Source organism: Mycobacterium sp. NPDC050551 (assembly GCF_040674075.1).
Lineage (GTDB): Bacteria > Actinomycetota > Actinomycetes > Mycobacteriales > Mycobacteriaceae > Mycobacterium.
Map to the genome: position 1 here is coordinate 297,397 of NZ_JBFARC010000007.1, position 16,940 is coordinate 314,336.

The following is a 16,940-nucleotide window of genomic DNA, read 5'->3' on the forward strand; positions in this document are numbered from 1 at the left end:
CTCAGGCGGCGATGATCACCGTCAGGTCGTTGCCCTCGCGCTCGACCCGCATGCCTGCCCGCCTCGCCACGGCCGCCACCTTCCCGGCGTCGTCGGGTTCGGCTCTGCTGCCGCTCAGGACGCGCGCGAGCCGGCCCTTGTGCGCCTTGTTGAAATGGCTGACCACCGAGCGCTTCCCGTCCGCGCGCTCCGAGACGACGTCCACCCGCACCGCGTCGGGCAGCCGCCCCAGCGCCGCATACGATCCGGACCGGAGGTCGACGATCAGATCGTCGACGGCGAGCTCGGCGAGCACTGGTTCCAGCGACGGCCGCCAATGCGCTGCCAGGGTGCTGCGGCCCGGCAGTTTCGAGTCTGCCGACAACCGGTAGGCGGGCACCTGGTCGTCGGCGCGCAGCAGACCGAACAGCGCCGACCCGACCGCCAGCCGGGCACGGGCCCTCGAAGCCGCTGCGCCGCCGAGGGATCCGATGTCCAGTGCGTCGTAGAGCACACCGGTGTAGCGGACCAGGGCAGGCAGGGTGGGGGCGGTGCGCAACGCCGCGTTGCGGTCGATCTCGATGTCCTGCTTCTCCGACAGACCCAGCGCGGACCGGGAGGCGGCGCGGTCCGCCGCCAGCGCCACCAGGTCGTCGACGAGTTCACCGCGGGCCGGGTTCAGCTCGGGGCAGCGCAGCGTCTCGAGCCGCAGCGGTGGGCCGTCGCCGCCGGCTCGTTTCGTCTCCGACGGCGGCAGCAGCACGATCACAGCGCCGACGTTAACAACCGCCCGGCGGCCGTCGTCACAACGGGATGCGGCGGGCCCGATCGGAGTCCGGCCACACGTACGGCAGATCGTCGGGCACCTCGGCGAAATACGCGCGATAGTGCACCGGATCCTTGCGCACCAGGGCGGACTGGTGACTGCGGTGCAGGTCCGCCTCGCCGAGCCAGGGCGGTAGCTCACCAGCGGCGGCAAGCTCGTCCTGGCTCCGGACCGCAACCAGGCCGGTGGTGTCGGCGAGGTCAGAAACCAGGGTGTCGGCGCAGGTGTCGGCGTGGCCCAGCACGCACCACTGGGCGCAGACGTCGAGGCCGTAGCGCACGAGTGCTTCCTCGTAGCCGGCCCACATCGCGGCGGCGGGGTGGCGCCGCCAGCCGTAGCCGGGGACGGTCGGCGCCCGCAGCACCTGGATGGTCTCCACCCGCTGCTTGCCCAGGCGACGCGCGTCGAGCACCACCGCGGACTCCGCGAATCCCGGATAGGGCAGAAAGGTCTGCACGGCGCGCGCATACCCGGTGGGCGGAGGGCCGACACGCGAGCGCGCGTCGGCTCAGCCGACCGCAAGCAACAGAGGCACCCGCTGTTCAGCCGCAGTGAGCGAGCCGTGGTGGCCCACCAGCGACGACTCCATGGGCTCGGCCGTCCGCCGCACGATGGCCGCGTTGCCCCGCGCCGCGGCGACGATGTCACCGATGCGTGGCCGTACCGCGTCGGCCACCACGTCGCCGAACCAGCCGGCGTCGATCGCCTCGTCGCGCGTCACCACCCAGGCCCGGTGGCCCAGCGTCTCGCGCCATGCCGCCGAGACAGCGTCGGCCGCCCCGTCGCGGACGTAGACGTGGCGCGCCCGCGCCTCACCGGCCACTGCCGAGACGCCGTCGAGCAGCGACTCCGTGGCGTCGACGTCGATGACGTCGGCCGGGTCGACCTCCACCATGCCGTGGTCGGCGACGACGGCGAGCAGCCCGCCGGCAGGCAGCGCCTCGACCACCGACTCGACCAGGCGATCGACCTGTCGCAGCTGCATCCGCCACGCCGTCGACCCCGGGCCGTACAGGTGACCGACCAGATCGAGGTCGCCGTGATAGCCGTAGCAGAGTCCGCCGTCGGCGATGGCGGACTGGATGCCCGCCGCGAGATCGCCGAGACCGTGGACGCCGACGTACCGCCCGCCGCGCAGCACCGCGCGGGTCATCCCCGAATGGGTGAACTGGGCGGCGGAGATGACACTCACCGCGAACCCGGCCGCGGCGGCCCGCTCGAAGGTGGTCGCCATCGGCTGCAGCTGCTCGGGCGGCACGTCCTCGAGCAGGTCGGCGCCGAAGGGGTGGACCCGCCACCGCAACGCGTTGATCAGGCCCACCTGCGGCAGCCCGAACGAGTAGCCCACGAGCCCGTGTTCGCCGGAACGCACTCCGGTGCCGACCGCGGCCAGGCCGGCCACCGTGGTGGACGGGAAGCCGACGTCGAGCGTGGGTCCGCGCAGTCCGGCGAGGACGGGCGCGTCGGCGGTGTGGGCGTCGAGCAGGTCGGCGCCCAGGCCGTCGATCAACAGGACGCAGGCGCCGGTCACATCATCGGGTAGCGGTATCCGGCGGTCGAAGCCGGCGACGTTCATCGCCGCCAGAACCGAGGGCACCACGTCGGCGAGGTGCGCGCGGGCCGGGTCCGGACGCGGCAGGTCCACGCCGCCGAGCCTGCCACAGCTGCCGCGGTCCGGTCGATGGCTCTACGCGGCGACCACAGGCGCGGGCGGTGGCGGCAGCGGCGCGCCCGGCGGGGGCGGAGGCGGCAGCGGCGCACCGGGCGGCGGAGGCAGCGGCGCACCCACCGGCGGCGGCGGGGGAGGCAGCGGCGCACCGGGCGGCGGGGGCAGCGGCGCACCGGGCGGAGGCGGAACGGGGGCACCCGGCGCCGGCGGCATGCTGACCGAGATGACGTTCGGCCCGGCGGGCGGCGCGGGCGGCAGTGGTTGCTCGGCCGGCATCGGCAGGAACATGTGCTTGGTGAACTGCGGCTGATGGGCGCCCTCGCCCCCGATCTTCACGCCGCCGCTCTCACCGGACGAGACCGGGGTGCCGTCGGGCAGTGTCACCGCCGCGTGGCCGCTGTTCCACCCGATGACCAGTGCCCCGGGCTCCGAGCCGTGCTTGAAGCCGCGGGCCAGCAGCGCGCTCTCCATGTTCCCGGTGTTGAAGCGATCGCCGTAGATCGGTCGTCCGGTGGCTGCGTTGCTCACCCAGGAGGCCAGACCTGAGCAGTCCGTACCTGCGGGACTGTCACCGCCGGAGATGTACGGCGTGCCCGAGACCTGGTTGATGAGCGTCAACATCGTCGCTAGAGCAAACATGCGGCCGGACATTAACAGAACGCCCGTGACCCGCCAAAAGCGGTGATACCGGCCACAATACGCAAAATCTATGACCAAGATCACCAATGTGGCGCAGATCCGGCAACATTCGGGCCCGCTACGGGAGGGATTCCACGATCGCCCGCGAATCACACATCCGCGCAGCAAATCACTGCCCGAAGACGATCAAATCCGCCCGAGCGGGCGAACTTTCGAGGCGACGACGGCGGCCCGCCAGTGCGGAGAACGGTCGCCCGGCCCGGCGCGCGCCGACCCGCCTTCGACCGATTCGGGCCGGCCCTGTCACCGCCGCCGTTACCATTCGCCGGTGGCCAAACTGGAGTTGACCCGATCGTTGTCCATCTCTCCCGAGCAGGCATGGGACCATGCGTCGAATCTGTCCGAGCTGGGCGACTGGCTCACGATGCACCAGGGGTGGCGCGGCGAGGTACCCGCCGAACTCAGCGAGGGCACCACGCTGGTGGGCGTGGCAGGCGCCAAGGGCATGCGCAACCGGGTGGCGTGGACGATCCGCACCTTCGATCCACCGAAACTGCTAAAGGTCACCGGCGACGGCGTGGGAGGTACGAAGTACGCGCTGACGATGTCGGTCAAGCCCGCGGCAGAAGGCTGCACGTTCACCGTGCTGATCGATCTCGGCGGCCGACCGCTGTTCGGGCCCATCGGCGCCGCCGCCGCCCGTGCCGTCAAGGGCGACATCGAGCGCTCGATCGAGCGCTTCGAGGAGTTGTACGGCTGACGCCCGCTCAGCCCCGGGGCGTGGCGACCGCCGCGATGCGGGCCGCCACGTCGGCGGCGACCGCCAGGGCGGCCGCGTCCTCGGCCGCCTCGTACCGGTCTGCGACGGGGTCGTAGGTGGCGCCGGCGATGGCGGCGTGATCGGTGTCGAGTTCGACGAGGTCGACCGGCCAGTCGTCACGCCGTAGGGCCGCGGCGAACTCCCGGCTCGCCGTCACCGGCACGACGTCGTCGCGCGTGCCGTGCAGGAGAAGGAAGGGCGAGCGACGGCCGACACGGGGCAGGCTCGCCGGCAGCGTTTCTCCCGTGAACGGTTCCGGGGCCATGAACGCTCCGGCCAGGCAGACGGTGTGGCCGATCCGCAGATCGAGTTCTGCTGCCTGCAACGCCAGCCCCGCCGCCGCGAGACCGCCCATGGACCAGCCGACCACCACGAATTCGTCGGCCCCCGCGGAGCGCTGCTGCGCGAAACGCACGGATCCGAGCAGGTCCGCCCTGCCTGCGTCGTCGGCATGGGCGTCCCAGTCCGCTGCCACCACCGCGAGCCCGCGGTCGGCCACCATCTGCGCCAGTGCACGCACGGCGCCGCGCGAGTCGGTCTGCATGCCGTGCCAGATCAGCACCGTCGGCCCCGCGCCGGTGCCGAACAGGTCGGCATGTCGGCCGGGTGCGTACTCCACCGTCTGCACGGCGCCAGTCTGCCGCAGCGGCCGGGCGGCCGCCACGATCAGGCCCGCCGGTGCACCGACACCGCGTAGTCACCGCCGGTGAACGGTTCGCGGTCCCACGTGGCCCAGCGGGCGATCGGCCGCAGGCCGGCCGATTCGGCCAGTCGGTCGTAGTCGGCCAGGGACAGCCGGTCGGGACGGATCTGGAATCCCGCGACCAGCAGGCCGCCGGCGACAAGGCGGCCTGCGACCGCTTCCAGCACCCGGCCCTCGGTCCCCGGCTCGACGAAGATCATCACGTTGCCTGCCATGACGGCCAGATCGAAGGCGTCGGCCAGATGCGCTGCCAGCTCGGCGAGATCGGCTTCGACCCATTCCAGCTCGGGCTGTTTGGCACGGGCCGCCGACAGCATGCCTGCGTCGACGTCGACGCCGACCACGGTGTGGCCGCGGTCGGCCAGCGCGATCGCCACCCGCCCGGTGCCGCACCCGGCGTCGAGGACGCGGCTGCCGCCGTATTCGGAGAGCAGTGCCGACACCAGGTCGGCCTCACCGTGCACGTTGCGCCCCTCGGCGGCCAGCGACCGCCATCGTGCGTCGTAGTCATCGCCTCGCGGGGCGTCGGTGTGCTGCCATCGGGTGCTCACCGGGCCAGGGTCTCAGATCGGCGCTGATCGGCGCCAACGATGTGCGTCCCGCCGCGGGAATCATCTAGGCTGGCAAACTATGAGGTCGACGAGGAGGATCGCCGCGACGGCGATGCTGCTTGTGCTGGTGGGCGCCGGCGGATCCGCGGGTGTCGCCGGCGCCCAGCCCGCGACGCCCGGGCCGCTCCCGGGTCCCGCGCCGGACCCTGCGCCGGCCGCCGAAGTCGTACCCGCCCCTGCGCCTCCCCGTGGCCGCCTGCCGGGTCCCGCATCGGCGCCGGCCGAGGCTCCGGCACCGGCCGGGGACACCCTGCCTGCCGAGGCTCCGGCACCGGCCGGGGACGCCGCGCCCGCCGAGGACGTCGCTCCGTCGGAGTCCGCACCGTCCGCCGAGACCGCTCCGTCCGCGGAGACCGCTCCGTCAGCAGAGGCCGCTCTGCCCGCGGAGGCCGCACCGCCTGCCGAAGCTCCGCCTGCCGAAGCTCCGGCCGAATCCGAGCCCGCCGAGGACGCACCGCCGGCCGAAGGCGCCGCGCCTGCCGAAGGCGCACCGCCGGCCGAGCCGCAGACCGCGATGAGTGGGGACGGCTCTTTCGCCGTGGGCACCCAGATCGTTCCGGGGACGTACGTGACGTCGGGCCCGGTCGACGGCAAGGTCTGCTACTGGAAACGCCTCGGCACGGGCGACCACGGCGAGATCCTCGACAACGCGATGACCAAGAAGCCGCAGACGGTGACGATCGAGGCGACCGACCGGGCGTTCAGCACCTCCGGATGTCAGCCGTGGCAGCGCTCGGACTCCGCGGCACCCGCGAAACCGCTGCCGCCGATCGTGGCCGGTCTCCAGTTCCGCCAGTGGATCAATTCCATCGACAACAACGCCCGCCAGTCCGGCAACGGCGCGCTGCCCCCGCGCTGACGCCGAGTCAGAACTGCGGTAACCGGACCACCTGGACGAAGAATTCGTCGATCTGGCGGACCGCGTTCATGAACTGGTCGAGGTCCACCGGCTTGGTCACGTACGCATTGGCGTGCAACTTGTAGCTGCGCAGGATGTCCTCCTCCGCAGACGACGTGGTCAGCACCACGACGGGAATGTGGGAGAGCTCGGGATCGGACTTGATCGTCTCGAGCAACTGCCTGCCGTCGTACTTGGGCAGGTTGAGGTCGAGCAGGATCAGGTCCGGACGGGGTGCATCCGGATAGGCTCCGCGCCGGTACAGGAAGTCGAGGCCCTCCTCGCCGTCGTGCGCGACGTGAAGGTTGTTCTTGATCTTGTTGTGCTCGAAGGCTTCCCGGGTGATCAACTCGTCGCCGGGGTCGTCTTCGATCAGCAGGACGTCGATGGCGCGGCCGGCCGTGGTCATGAGGGTGTTCCTTCCGGTGAGGCCGCCGCCAGTTCGTCGGTTGCGGCGTGAGGTGCGTCGAGCGCAGTGGGCAGGGTGAGGCGGAACCGGGTGCCGTCGGTGTATGCGGTGTCGATCCAGATGGCGCCGCCGTGGTGTTCGACGATCTTCTTGCACAGCGCCAGGCCGATGCCGGTGCCGGTGTAGGAGTCGCGGCCGTGCAGCCGCTGGAAGATCACGAACACCTTGTCGACGAATTCAGGTGCGATACCGATGCCGTTGTCCGACACGGTGATCAGCCATTGCCCGTCGTGGTCGCCGGTGCCTGGCTCGCAGTCGATGACGACGTGCGGGGTCCGGTCCACGTGCCGGAATTTCACCGCGTTGCCGATCAGGTTCTGCCAGAGCATCGCCATCAGCGTCGGATCGCCGACGACCCGGGGCAGCGGGGATGACCGGTCGATCTGCGCGCCCGCCTCCTCGATCGAGGTCTCCAGATTGGACAGCGCGGCGTCGAGGGTGGCGTCGAGGTCGATCTCGGCGTACGTCGCGTTGAGCCTGCCGACGCGGGAGAAGGTCAGCAGGTCGTTGATCAGTACCTGCATCCGCTTGGCGCCGTCGACGGCGAATCCGATATAGGAGATCCCGCGCTCGTCGAGCTGATCGCCGTACCGCTTCTCGAGCAGCTGGCAGAACGAAGCCACTTTGCGCAGCGGCTCCTGCAGGTCGTGCGAGGCGACGTAGGCGAACTGCTCGAGTTCGGCGTTCGACCGGCGCAGGTCGACGGCCTGCTCGTCGAGCGCCTCGGCCTGCAGGACGAGCCGCTCGCGCGCCGACCGCGACGAGTCGAGTTCGTCGACGATGCGTTGCCGCATGTTCTCGACGTCCACCGCGATGCCGCGGATGTCCTTCGGTCCCCTGGGGACGATGCGTTCGGTGAAGTTGCCTTCGGTGATGCGGCGGCAGGTCTCGGCCAGACGTGCCAGCGGCCGGCTCACCGCATTGCGGACCAGCACCGCCAGCCCCGCCGCCGCGGCGACGAATGCCACGACGATCGCGGCGAGCACGCGGTCCCGCCAGGTGCGGACCTCGGCGAGCTCCCGGACGCCGGTGGCCCTCGCGGCCGACAACTGCTCGTTCTGGACGTTGAACAGAGCACGCAGGTTGTCGAACTCGACCTTGCCGCGTTCGGCGGTCGCGCCGTCCACGAAGCTGGGCTGGCCGGGGGTGATGCTGCGGATCAACGGCTCGGCGTAGGTGGACCGCCACGACTCGGCGGCGTCTTCGATCGCGTCCAGGTCTGCCAGCAGGTCGGGCCGGTCACCCAGCCGCGCACGGATGTCGCCCGCGGCGTCGCGCTCCGCACGCTGTCCGTCGTAATAGGGCTCGAGGAACTGACGATCGGCGGCGATGGCGTATCCGCGCACGGCTGTCTCCTGATCGCGCAGCGCCGCCTGCAGCTGATAGGCCGCCACCCGGGACGGCTGGATGCCGTCGACCAGGTCGCGGGCCACCCCGTCGGTGCGGTTGAGCAGCACCACCGTGGCGACCGCACCTGTCAGTACGACCACACCGATGACGGCCAGCACCAGCGTCTGCCAGCCCGCCACCGTGAGCTGCGAGCCCCGGTGCCGGTCGGCGACGGGTTGCGACTCTGCCGTCACAGCGCCGTCCGTTCCACCCGGACCACCGCGATGTCATCGGTGATCCCGCCGTGGCCGCGCGCCATGTCCTCCGCGCCGTTGATCAGGGCTTCGACGAACTCCGGCCCGGGCAGGTGCGCCAGCGAGCGGGCCAGCTGGAGCAGCCCGTCCTCGCCCAGTCGTTCGTTGCCGCGGCCGGAATGGCCCTCGAACAGGCCGTCGGTCAGCAGCACCAGGCCCTTGCCGAGAGGGAGTTCGACCTGCTGGGGCGCCCAGTCACCGGAATGCAGGCCGAGGGCGGGGCCACCGGGGGGCTCCACCCAGTCGACCGTCCCCTGGCCGTGCAGCAGCATCCCGGGATGTCCGGCACGCACCGCGGTGATGAGCGGTTTGTCCGGGGGGATCGCCAGACTCAGCACGGTGGCGAAGATCCTCCTGCTGGCGCGCTCGGCGTGCAGGATCCGTTCGAGCTGGCGCATCCGCTCGCTGCCCCGCAGGCCGGCGAAGGTCAATGCCCGCCACGCGATGCGCAACGCGACGCCGAGGGCCGCCTCGTCGGGGCCGTGGCCGGCGACGTCGCCGATCATCACATGCACCGTGCGGTCCGGTGTCTGCACGAAGTCGTAGAAGTCACCGCCGAGCAGGGCGTTCTCCCGGCCCGGCCGGTACTGGGCGACGATCTCCACGCCGGGATCGTCGAGCAGCAGCGGCGAGGGCAGCAGGCCTCGTTCGAGCCGGGAGTTCTCCCGGGCCCGCAGCCTGCTGGCGTGCAGTTCGACCGCCGTCAACTCGGCCCGCTTGCGTTCGATGGCGTAGAGCACCGCGCGACGCAGCATCTCCGGTTCCACCCGGCCCTTGACGAGGTAGTCCTGGGCACCGGAGGCGACGGCGGAGACGCCGAAGTGCTCGTCGTTGCGGCCGGTGAGCACGATCACCGGGATGGTGGCGTCGCGGGCGGCGATGCGGTCGAGCGCCTCGATGCCGTTGACGTCGGGCAGATGCATGTCGAGCAGTACGCAGTCCGGTCGCGCCACGGTCAGCGCGTGCTCGGCCTGCGCCATCGACTCGGCCCAGACGACGTGGAAGTCGGCGTCGGCGTCGGCCACCAGTTCTTCGACGAGCACGGCGTCACCGCGGTCGTCCTCCACCAACAGCAAGGACAACGTCTGACGCTCGATCGGGGGTGGGAGCACGGGCATCGGTCCCGAGTCGTACGGGGCGCGCATCGGCAAGTCGTCCTTCACCTCACAGATCACGCGGGCCGCGTCGGCTTCTGTCCGAAGCGACGCTGACGACAATACTCAGCGCGTCCGGTGCAGGCGCGCCGATACCGCCCTATTTTGTCGGGCGCGGCTGCCGGGGCGTCAGGATCGCCCGCCCGAGGCCGCCACCTGGCACTCGTCCGGACCGCTGCGGAATAGCCCGGGGCCGGCGAGTGGTTGGCTGTCGACATGACCGACGACTCGTTCGACCCGCGTGCGCTGATCGCGCAGAGCCGGCTGGGAGTGCTCGCGACGCTGAAAGCAGATGGCCGCCCGCAGTTGTCGCCCGTCACCCCGTACTACGACCGCGACGCCGACGTCCTGTACGTGTCGATGACCGAAGGCCGGGCCAAGACCGCCAATCTGCGCCGGGATCCGCGTGCGGCGCTGGAGGTGACGAGCCCCGACGGGTGGTCGTGGGCCACCGCGGAGGGCACGGTCGGCTTGACCGGTCCGGGCACCGACCCGCACGGCCCCGAGGTGCAGGCGCTGGTCGACTACTACCGCAAGGCCGCGGGCGAGCACCCCGACTGGGACGAGTACCGCAGCGTCATGGTCTCGGACCGGCGCGTGCTGATGACCATGACCGTCGCGCACGTCTACGGCGAACGCCTGCGCTGACGGTTCGGCTCAGGCGGGGGGAGGAGCCGCCCCGAGCACCTTCTGCAGGTCGGGCTTCATCGCCTGCAGCTGCGCGCCCCAGTACCCCCAGCTGTGATTGCCGTCCGGCGGGAAGTTGAACACCGCGTTGCGCCCACCCGCGGCGACGTAGCTCTCCTGGAACGCCTTGTTCGTGTTCAAGGTGATGTTCTCGAGGAAGCCGGCCGAGAACGTCCCGCCGAAGTTGCCGCCCGCAGTGCTCAGATCCGATGTCGTGCCGGTGCCGCAGTACACCCACACGGCCGTACCGTTGGCGACCAGCCGCGCGATGTTGACCGTCGGGTCGTTGCGCCGCCAGGCGACGTCACGGGCCGGCCCCCACATGTTCGTCGAGTTGTAGCCGCCCGCGTCCTTCATCGCCAGTCCGATCATGGTGGGCCACAGGCCCAGTGAGGGGTTGAGGTAGCCCGAGAGCGAGCCCGCGAAGATGAACTGGGCGGGATGCCAGATGGCGAGGTTCAGCGCCGATCCGCCCGACATCGACACGCCGACAACGGCGTTCCCGGTCGGTGAGATACCCCGGTTGGCCGCCAGCCAGGCGGGCAGCTCCTGGGTCAGGAACGTCTCCCACTTGTAGGTGACGGTGCCGCTGGAGCCCGCGGCAGGCTGGTACCAGTCCGTGTAGAAGCTCGACTGCCCGCCGACGGGCATCACCAGCGACAGCCCCGACTGGTGGAACCACTCGAACGCCGCGGTGTTGATGTCCCACCCGCTGGCGTCCTCCTGCGCCCGCAGGCCGTCGAGCAGGTACACCGCGCGGGGGCCGCCGCCCTGGAACTGGATCCGGATGTCGCGGCCCATCGACGGCGACGGCACCGCCAGCGTCTCCACCGGCAGTCCTTCCCGCGAGAAGGCCGCGGCGGTGGCGGACTGGCCGGCGATCCCGAGCAGGCCCGGCAGCATCAGTGCGAGCAGCACGACGACCGACGCCCGGAGTGTCCGTGCGCGCGACCTGGAGTCAGAACAAGCCATCATCGGTATCCGTCTCGGTTCGGGGGCAGTGCACCGCGCACGGTATCGCCGTCGCGGGTGTCCGGCGTGCCGCCCACGCCGCGCCGTGATCGGCTTGTGATCAGGGGAACCGGCGCTGCGCCTCACCGCGTCCGAGCGCGGCGAACACGGCTTCGAGCACCGCGGGCCTGCCCGCACGCAGCGCGGTGCGGCGCGACGCGGTGTTGAGGCGGTCGATCGTCCCCAGCAGCAGGCGGTCCGGGGCGCCGTGCAGCCGCGCCCACCGTGCCTGCGCCGATGCGGCGTAACCGCGGCCGACGTGCTCGGGGTCGATGACCTCCTCCTGGATCTCGTCGCCCTCGAGCCAGTGCACCCGGCCGGGGGCCACCGCCAGCAGTCCCACGGTGCGCCCGCCTGCGCGCACCGCGTGAGCCCGGCCCGCCGCGCACCAGGCGGTCAATGCTTCCGCATCGGCGGGGAAGATGTTGCGGCGCAACGCCGGATCGGTCGATGCGAGTCCGCGGTACGCTCGGGCGACGAGTCGCACCGCCTCGTCGCCGGTGGCGAAGCGATCCAGTTCCACCCGGCCGTCCGCGGCGGCCATGTCCCTGCAGCGTGCGGCGTGCACGGTCAGGTCGGTGACGACTCGGGCACCGGTGAGCCGGCCGGGGGCGGCGTAGAGGCGCAGCGCGCCCGGCGCGAACGCCGCCCATTCCGACCGCACGCAGTCCCGCAGGTCGTCGAGGTCCTCGAAGTCATGGGCGACGACCTCGATGAACGGCCGCGCGATGTCGCGGCCGCGAAACCTGATGCCGCCGAGCAGGGCGCCCCGGGAGGAGCCGACGAGGCGGTGCGCGAACTCGCCGGGGGAGATGCCCGGCAATCGCACCTCGCTGAATTGCGCCGCGAATTCGGGATCGTCGACCCGAGCCGCCTGCTCGGACATCCAGTCGTCGACGACGCGGCGGCCCTCACCGCCGTACACCAGTTGCGCGACTGCGTACTGATCGGAGAGCGAGGGCCACCGGGTCGGGGACATACGGGTGACCCGATCAGATGCCGCCCGGCAGGGCAACCGATTTCAGGGCCGGAAGGAACCGTTCACCCGGTTCGGGGCGACCAGTGTGCCGTTGATCGTCGAGCTCATCGACCCGTTCCCGGTGCGCTCGAGGCGCTCCGCCTGCTCGAGCTTGCGCTGGTTGCGCACCTTCTCGCGGAACTCCGCCTGCTTGAGCTGTTGCTTCTCGAACACGGTCAGGTCGTCGTTGTCTCCGGTGAACTGCACGCCGAGCGACGACCCGTCGGCGCGCACGATCCAGGATGCGCGGGTGCCGCCGGCGTCCGCGGTGTAGATGCCGGCGGGCGGTTCGGCGGGGGCGGCGGTGAATTCGTAGGTCGTCCCGTCCATGGTCAGGTCACCCACGACATCGGTGCCGTCGAACGACGCCGTGAGTGTGTCGCGGAACCGGGACGTGATCTCGATCCCGCCGGCGGTCTGCTCGCCGAAGAACCAGGCTTCGTCGTCGGTTCCGTTGCACGCGTAGGCAGTGACGTCTTTGCCGTCGACGCTGATGCCGATCGTCATCGCAGCGCCGTCCTTGTCCATGTCGGCGACGAAGGTGGCCGACGGCGGAAAGGCGGTGGCGGACGTGGCCGACGAGGTCTGCGCGCCATCCGGTTTCGCGGGTTCGGATCCGCCGCCGCAGGCCGACAGGGTGCCCAGTGCGAGCAGCGCACCGGAGCAGGTGAGCACGATCCGGCGGTATCCGGCCATGGTGGGGTCCTTTCTGTGCGCTCCCGGCGGAGCGGTCACCCCCCTCGACGGGCGGGGAGTGGAAAAGGTTCACGCGGTTCGCGGTGACGTCCGCGCCGCGGTGCCAAGCCTGACAGAATCGGGCACAACCGGTGTCGGGTTGAACCGGATCGCAGTCCCACCCGTCGAACAGGTGAGAGATGACAAGCCCGGAGACGCCACCCACAGCGCGCACCGCCGGCCAGGCCGAGCAGTTGCGCGCCATGCACGATGCGCACAGCCTGCCGCTTCAGCGCTATGTGCTGCGGCTGACCCGCGGTGATCAGCAGTTCGCGGAGGATGTGGTGCAGGAGTCACTGTTGCGGCTCTGGCAGAAGCCGGAGGTGTTGGCCCGGCCGAGCGAGTCGGTGCGTGCCTGGCTGAACACCGTGGCCAAGAACCTGGTGATCGACGATCGCCGCAGCGCGCGCTTCACCCGCGAACAGCAGACCGAGGAGATGCCGGAGCGGCAGACGCCCGACATCTTCGGCCCCTCGGTCGACAAGATGGTGCTGGCCGACGTGTTGCGGTCGTTGAGTCCGGATCACCGCGCCGCGATCGTCCGCACGTACTACCTGGGTCAGACCATCGGCGACATCGCGGCGCACGAGGGGGTGCCGCCGGGCACCGTGAAATCACGGCTGCACTACGCGGTGCGGGCGTTGCGAACGGCGTTGGAGGAGAGGGGAGTGGTCCGATGAGCACGGACGACAACCTGGCCGAGTGGGATGCGGCCTATGTGCTCGGCGCCCTGACGCCGGCCGAACAGCAGGAGTACGAACGGTATCTCGCCGCCGATCCCGCACGGAGCGCCCAGCTGGACGAGCTGCGGGTGATCCCGTCACTGCTCGATGCACTGACCCCCGAGGAGGCCTACGCGCTGCTCGAGCCCGTCGACGCCGGCGACGGACCGGGAGAGCGTGCCGCCCCGGTGACCTCGCTCGCCGACGCCCGCGCCGAGCGGAAGAGCCGCTCGCGGACGGGACTGTGGACCAGTGCGCTCGCCGCCGCCGCGGCGCTGCTGCTCATCGGCGGCTTCGTCGGCTACGCGGTGATCCCGCGGCAGGCCACGTCGACGGGAGAGGTGACGCTGCAGGCGATGTCGCCGGGCTCCCGGGGCGGTGTCAGCGCCGCGCTGGCGGTGTCGGAGAAGGGTTGGGGCACCCGCTTCGACTGGACCTGCGAGTACACCGCCGAATGGGCCACCGACGTCGCGAGTTACGACCTGGTGGTCACCACCGTCGACGGCGCTCAGTCGACGGTGGCGTCGTGGAGTCCGGCGGGCGACGAAGCGACCGGCCTCGCCGCCGCCACCGTCATTCCCACCACGCAGATCCGCACCGTCGACATCCGGGTTGCGGGAACGGACACCAAGCTGGCGGTGACGACGGTGAACACCTGAGAGGGACGGCTCATCCGCAGAGGCGGCGCACCTCGGCGTCGGCAGCGTCGGCGTCGCGCAGCCGGCCCGCCTGATCGGGATCGGAGTTCTGCGCACCTGCCGTCGCGGCGGCCGCGATGTCCATCAGCCCGTCGGCGAGGCGGTGCACCGCATCCGACAGCTCTGCGGGTGTCGCCGGGTCGAGGCGCGCCAGCAGGTACTGGCCGCCGTCGAAGAGGGACAGCCGGGCGTTGGCGGCCGCGGCGAGCGACCCTGCGACGTCGTCGGCGGCGACGGGTGCGGGCTCCCCGGTGTTCAACGACACGCCCGTGCGCACCAGTTCTGCTGCGGCACACACTTTCTGCTTGGCCTGGTCGCGCTGCTCCTGCGGGTACCGGGCATCGCTGGTCGACCCAGGGAACGTGCGCCACAGCGCCCACCCGGACAGGCCGAGCGCCGCGACGGCGAGCACCAGCGCGGTGCCCGACACCCACCGTGAGCGTTGCGGAACCGCCTTGTCCGGCATCTCACCAGGGGAAGGCTGCGACATGTCGGCGATCGTAGCCGCGACAGCGCGAAGTCCCGCATCGACGGCCGTGCGCCGAGGTGTCCGGATGCGAAATAGGATCGGCACATGCGGCTGCCCGTGCTCATCGCGATCACCGTGGCGACCGTCGCGCTGAGCGCGTGCAGCCCCGGCGTGAATGACCCGGAGCCGCCCGCAGGCCCGGCCGCGCCACCGGTGCCGACGGTCACCGGCGAATCCGGGCCCCCCGGTGCCGGGCTGCTGATCGGCCCGGCGGCGCAGCTTCCGAACGCCGACCGTTCCGCCAACGACACCCTAACCATCGGCGACGCCGCGTCCGACACGGTGGGCGGCATGCTGCCGGGCGACACGATGCTCAGCCCGTTCGAGGTGTCCACCCCGATCCTCGAACGTCTGGATCCGGCGCTGCTCGACGCGGTCCAGAGGGCCGCCCGACGGGCCGCCGCCGACGGCATCGACATGAAGATCACCTCGGGGTGGCGGTCCCGCGGGTTCCAGCAGCGACTGCTCGACGACGGCGTGCGCACCTACGGCGGTCTCGACGCCGCACGGCAGTTCGTCGCCACCCCCGAGGTGTCCAGGCACGTCGACGGCGAGGCGATCGACATCGGGCCGACCGCAGCGGCCGAGTGGATGATCGCCAACGGCCGCCAGTTCGGGCTGTGCCAGATATTCGCGAACGAGAACTGGCACTTCGAGCTCGCCACCGACCAGCGCGGCGACTGCCCGCCGCTGCGCCCGAACGCTGCGGGCTGACGCGTGGTCGACGACGCCGTGTAATCACCGTCGGCCGGGGTACCCGCAACCGTGCCCGAGACCATGACGATCCGAGATCCCCGCACCGGTGACATCGCCGCCGAAGTTCCCATCGCCGACGCGTCGGCCTGCGACGCCGCGGTGCGGCGAGCCCACGCGGCCGCGGCGGGCTGGGCCCGCACCCCGGCCGCCGAGCGCGCCGCCGCGCTCAGCGCCGCCGCCGCCGCGGTGCGCGCCGCCGCCGACGAGCTGGCCGGCCTCAACGAACGCGAGACAGGCAAGCTCGTCGACGATGCGCGCGGAGGCGTGGAGGCGGGCGCCGGGACACTCGTCCAATACGCCGAACTCGGCCCGCTGCACCGGGGCCGGAGCCTGCACGGCGGCTGGTCGGCCACCGACCTGATGATCCCCGAGCCGCGCGGTGTGGTGGCGGTGCTGACGCCGTGGAACGACCCGGTCGCCGTGGCCGCCGGGCTGCTGGGCGCCGCGCTGGTCACCGGAAACACGGTGGTGCACAAGCCCAGCGAGCGGTGCCCCGGCACCGGCCGCCGGTTCGCCGAACTGCTGGCCGCCCAGCTGCCCGACGGTGTCCTCGAGATCGTCGACGGCGACGCGACGGTGGGGGCCCGGCTCGCCGCCGCCGACGAGGTCGACGTCGTCGCGCACGTCGGGAGCAGCGTCACCGGCCGCGCCATCGCCCGGGCCTGCGCCGAGCGCGGCGCCAAGGCCGTGCTGGAGAACGGCGGCAACGATGCGCTGCTCGTCGACGACGGCGTCGATCCGCGGTGGGCCGCCGAACAGGCGGCACAGGGCGCCTTCGCGAACGCCGGCCAGATCTGCGTGTCCGTGGAACGCGTCTACGTCACCGAGTCCGTTGCCCAGCCGTTCCTCGACGCGCTCGTCGAGCAGGCCGGCGTCTGGGCCGACCGGATCGGGCCGCTGGTCGACGAGCGGCAGCGCGAAGTGGTGCACCGGCACGTCACCGAGGCGGTAAAGGAGGGGGCGCGGGTGCTCGCCGGGGGAGAACAGGGCCGCGGGCCTGGCACCTTCTATCCACCGACCGTGCTGGCCGACTGCACCCCGGACATGCTGGTGTTCCGCGAGGAGACGTTCGGACCGGTCGCCCCGGTGCGGGTGGTCCCGGACTTCGGCACCGCGCTCGCGGAGGCTTCCGACGACCGCTACGGCCTGGCCGCCACCGTGCTGACGCCGGACATGGCGCACGCCCAGGCGGCCTGGCGGACGCTGCCGGTGGGCACGGTCAAGATCAACGCGGTGTTCGGCGGGGCGCCCGGCGGGGCCGCGGAGCCGCGGCGCGCCAGTGGCAGCGGCATGGGTTACGGCCCGGAACTGCTCGACGAGATGACCGCCATGAAGGTGGTGCACTGGTCGCCGCCACCGGCGTGATCGGGCCG

The 16,940-nt window shown here is 71.5% G+C and carries 20 protein-coding genes; 7 read left to right on the forward strand and 13 right to left on the reverse strand.

The genetic code is table 11. The features are described from left to right. Nucleotide 1: 1 nt before the first annotated feature. The 4 genes from yaaA to AB0K11_RS25870 are packed head-to-tail and all read right to left on the reverse strand — an operon-like array spanning nt 2 to nt 3,113. Nucleotides 2-748, reverse strand: coding sequence for a peroxide stress protein YaaA (gene yaaA, locus AB0K11_RS25855; RefSeq protein ID WP_364983957.1), 747 nt, complete (start codon nt 746-748; stop codon nt 2-4). Nucleotides 749-782: 34 nt separating this feature from the next. Further along, a complete protein-coding gene (locus AB0K11_RS25860; protein WP_364983960.1) occupies nt 783-1,262 on the reverse strand; it encodes an MSMEG_6728 family protein in 480 nt (159 codons plus the stop codon). 51 nt (nt 1,263-1,313) lie between these two features. After that, complete coding sequence (locus tag AB0K11_RS25865) at nt 1,314-2,450, reverse strand: nucleotide pyrophosphatase/phosphodiesterase family protein (protein WP_364983963.1); 1,137 nt, start codon at nt 2,448-2,450, stop codon at nt 1,314-1,316. A gap of 42 nt (nt 2,451-2,492) precedes the next feature. After that, nucleotides 2,493-3,113 carry a peptidoglycan endopeptidase gene (locus AB0K11_RS25870; RefSeq protein WP_364983966.1) on the reverse strand — a complete coding sequence of 207 codons (621 nt, stop codon included), beginning with the start codon at nt 3,111-3,113 and terminating at the stop codon, nt 2,493-2,495. Between the two features lie 328 nt (nt 3,114-3,441). Between AB0K11_RS25870 and AB0K11_RS25875 the strand changes: the two genes are divergently transcribed. Further along, nucleotides 3,442-3,873 (forward strand): SRPBCC family protein, encoded by a 432-nt coding sequence (locus AB0K11_RS25875; RefSeq protein ID WP_364983969.1) that lies wholly within the window; start codon nt 3,442-3,444, stop codon nt 3,871-3,873. Nucleotides 3,874-3,880: 7 nt separating this feature from the next. Here the strand turns inward: AB0K11_RS25875 and AB0K11_RS25880 are convergent, their stop codons facing one another. Together AB0K11_RS25880 and AB0K11_RS25885 are read right to left on the reverse strand one after the other, a co-directional pair. Beyond that, on the reverse strand, nt 3,881-4,561 hold the full coding sequence (locus tag AB0K11_RS25880; RefSeq protein WP_364983972.1) for an alpha/beta fold hydrolase: 681 nt from the start codon (nt 4,559-4,561) through the stop codon (nt 3,881-3,883). 38 nt (nt 4,562-4,599) lie between these two features. Continuing rightward, the gene (locus AB0K11_RS25885; protein ID WP_364983974.1) at nt 4,600-5,187 is read right to left on the reverse strand and encodes a class I SAM-dependent methyltransferase; all 588 of its coding nucleotides are present in this window, start codon (nt 5,185-5,187) and stop codon (nt 4,600-4,602) included. A gap of 79 nt (nt 5,188-5,266) precedes the next feature. Between AB0K11_RS25885 and AB0K11_RS25890 the strand changes: the two genes are divergently transcribed. Continuing rightward, nucleotides 5,267-6,106, forward strand: a complete 840-nt coding sequence (locus AB0K11_RS25890) for a hypothetical protein (protein WP_364983976.1) — start codon at nt 5,267-5,269, stop codon at nt 6,104-6,106. A 7-nt stretch (nt 6,107-6,113) separates the two neighbouring features. Here the strand turns inward: AB0K11_RS25890 and AB0K11_RS25895 are convergent, their stop codons facing one another. Genes AB0K11_RS25895 through AB0K11_RS25905 form a run of 3 tightly spaced genes read right to left on the reverse strand, consistent with a single transcriptional unit; the run spans nt 6,114 to nt 9,402 of the window. Next, nucleotides 6,114-6,554 (reverse strand): response regulator, encoded by a 441-nt coding sequence (locus AB0K11_RS25895; RefSeq protein ID WP_364983978.1) that lies wholly within the window; start codon nt 6,552-6,554, stop codon nt 6,114-6,116. Next, a complete protein-coding gene (locus AB0K11_RS25900; RefSeq protein WP_364983981.1) occupies nt 6,551-8,197 on the reverse strand; it encodes a CHASE3 domain-containing protein in 1,647 nt (548 codons plus the stop codon). The genes AB0K11_RS25895 and AB0K11_RS25900 overlap by 4 nt, the downstream gene beginning before the upstream one ends. Beyond that, nucleotides 8,194-9,402, reverse strand: a complete 1,209-nt coding sequence (locus AB0K11_RS25905; RefSeq protein WP_364984200.1) for a fused response regulator/phosphatase — start codon at nt 9,400-9,402, stop codon at nt 8,194-8,196. The genes AB0K11_RS25900 and AB0K11_RS25905 overlap by 4 nt, the downstream gene beginning before the upstream one ends. A gap of 225 nt (nt 9,403-9,627) precedes the next feature. Between AB0K11_RS25905 and AB0K11_RS25910 the strand changes: the two genes are divergently transcribed. Beyond that, nucleotides 9,628-10,059, forward strand: a complete 432-nt coding sequence (locus AB0K11_RS25910; RefSeq protein ID WP_364983984.1) for a PPOX class F420-dependent oxidoreductase — start codon at nt 9,628-9,630, stop codon at nt 10,057-10,059. Between the two features lie 9 nt (nt 10,060-10,068). On the opposite strand, the gene AB0K11_RS25915 is transcribed toward AB0K11_RS25910, so the two are convergent. The 3 genes from AB0K11_RS25915 to AB0K11_RS25925 form a co-directional block, all read right to left on the reverse strand. Then, nucleotides 10,069-11,001, reverse strand: a complete 933-nt coding sequence (locus AB0K11_RS25915; RefSeq protein WP_364984203.1) for an alpha/beta hydrolase family protein — start codon at nt 10,999-11,001, stop codon at nt 10,069-10,071. Between the two features lie 169 nt (nt 11,002-11,170). Next, nucleotides 11,171-12,088, reverse strand: a complete 918-nt coding sequence (locus AB0K11_RS25920; RefSeq protein ID WP_364983987.1) for a hypothetical protein — start codon at nt 12,086-12,088, stop codon at nt 11,171-11,173. A gap of 42 nt (nt 12,089-12,130) precedes the next feature. Further along, a complete protein-coding gene (locus AB0K11_RS25925; protein ID WP_364983990.1) occupies nt 12,131-12,823 on the reverse strand; it encodes a hypothetical protein in 693 nt (230 codons plus the stop codon). Nucleotides 12,824-13,002: 179 nt separating this feature from the next. Between AB0K11_RS25925 and AB0K11_RS25930 the strand changes: the two genes are divergently transcribed. Further along, nucleotides 13,003-13,542: a sigma-70 family RNA polymerase sigma factor gene (locus AB0K11_RS25930; protein WP_364983993.1), complete on the forward strand. Its 540-nt coding sequence runs from the start codon at nt 13,003-13,005 to the stop codon at nt 13,540-13,542. Beyond that, a complete protein-coding gene (locus AB0K11_RS25935) occupies nt 13,539-14,243 on the forward strand; it encodes a hypothetical protein (protein ID WP_364983996.1) in 705 nt (234 codons plus the stop codon). Before AB0K11_RS25930 ends, AB0K11_RS25935 begins: the two co-directional genes overlap by 4 nt. A 10-nt stretch (nt 14,244-14,253) precedes the next feature. Here the strand turns inward: AB0K11_RS25935 and AB0K11_RS25940 are convergent, their stop codons facing one another. Then, nucleotides 14,254-14,772 carry a hypothetical protein gene (locus AB0K11_RS25940; RefSeq protein WP_364983999.1) on the reverse strand — a complete coding sequence of 173 codons (519 nt, stop codon included), beginning with the start codon at nt 14,770-14,772 and terminating at the stop codon, nt 14,254-14,256. A gap of 84 nt (nt 14,773-14,856) precedes the next feature. Between AB0K11_RS25940 and AB0K11_RS25945 the strand changes: the two genes are divergently transcribed. Both AB0K11_RS25945 and AB0K11_RS25950 read left to right on the forward strand, forming a co-directional pair. Beyond that, nucleotides 14,857-15,525 carry a M15 family metallopeptidase gene (locus AB0K11_RS25945; protein WP_364984001.1) on the forward strand — a complete coding sequence of 223 codons (669 nt, stop codon included), beginning with the start codon at nt 14,857-14,859 and terminating at the stop codon, nt 15,523-15,525. A 63-nt stretch (nt 15,526-15,588) separates the two neighbouring features. Further along, nucleotides 15,589-16,932: an aldehyde dehydrogenase family protein gene (locus tag AB0K11_RS25950; RefSeq protein ID WP_364984004.1), complete on the forward strand. Its 1,344-nt coding sequence runs from the start codon at nt 15,589-15,591 to the stop codon at nt 16,930-16,932. The last annotated feature ends 8 nt before the right edge of the window (nt 16,933-16,940 follow it).

Excerpts from the sequence above, each read along its gene's own strand:
- AB0K11_RS25870 (WP_364983966.1), bottom strand. The coding sequence starts at position 3,113 with ATGTTTGCTCTAGCGACGATGTTGACGCTCATCAACCAGGTCTCGGGC.
- AB0K11_RS25890 (WP_364983976.1), top strand. The coding sequence starts at position 5,267 with ATGAGGTCGACGAGGAGGATCGCCGCGACGGCGATGCTGCTTGTGCTG.
- AB0K11_RS25895 (WP_364983978.1), bottom strand. The coding sequence starts at position 6,554 with ATGACCACGGCCGGCCGCGCCATCGACGTCCTGCTGATCGAAGACGAC.
- AB0K11_RS25905 (WP_364984200.1), bottom strand. The coding sequence starts at position 9,402 with ATGCGCGCCCCGTACGACTCGGGACCGATGCCCGTGCTCCCACCCCCG.
- AB0K11_RS25910 (WP_364983984.1), top strand. The coding sequence starts at position 9,628 with ATGACCGACGACTCGTTCGACCCGCGTGCGCTGATCGCGCAGAGCCGG.
- AB0K11_RS25915 (WP_364984203.1), bottom strand. The coding sequence starts at position 11,001 with ATGCTGCCGGGCCTGCTCGGGATCGCCGGCCAGTCCGCCACCGCCGCG.
- AB0K11_RS25920 (WP_364983987.1), bottom strand. The coding sequence starts at position 12,088 with ATGTCCCCGACCCGGTGGCCCTCGCTCTCCGATCAGTACGCAGTCGCG.
- AB0K11_RS25925 (WP_364983990.1), bottom strand. The coding sequence starts at position 12,823 with ATGGCCGGATACCGCCGGATCGTGCTCACCTGCTCCGGTGCGCTGCTC.
- AB0K11_RS25930 (WP_364983993.1), top strand. The coding sequence starts at position 13,003 with ATGACAAGCCCGGAGACGCCACCCACAGCGCGCACCGCCGGCCAGGCC.
- AB0K11_RS25935 (WP_364983996.1), top strand. The coding sequence starts at position 13,539 with ATGAGCACGGACGACAACCTGGCCGAGTGGGATGCGGCCTATGTGCTC.
- AB0K11_RS25940 (WP_364983999.1), bottom strand. The coding sequence starts at position 14,772 with ATGTCGCAGCCTTCCCCTGGTGAGATGCCGGACAAGGCGGTTCCGCAA.
- AB0K11_RS25945 (WP_364984001.1), top strand. The coding sequence starts at position 14,857 with ATGCGGCTGCCCGTGCTCATCGCGATCACCGTGGCGACCGTCGCGCTG.
- AB0K11_RS25950 (WP_364984004.1), top strand. The coding sequence starts at position 15,589 with ATGACGATCCGAGATCCCCGCACCGGTGACATCGCCGCCGAAGTTCCC.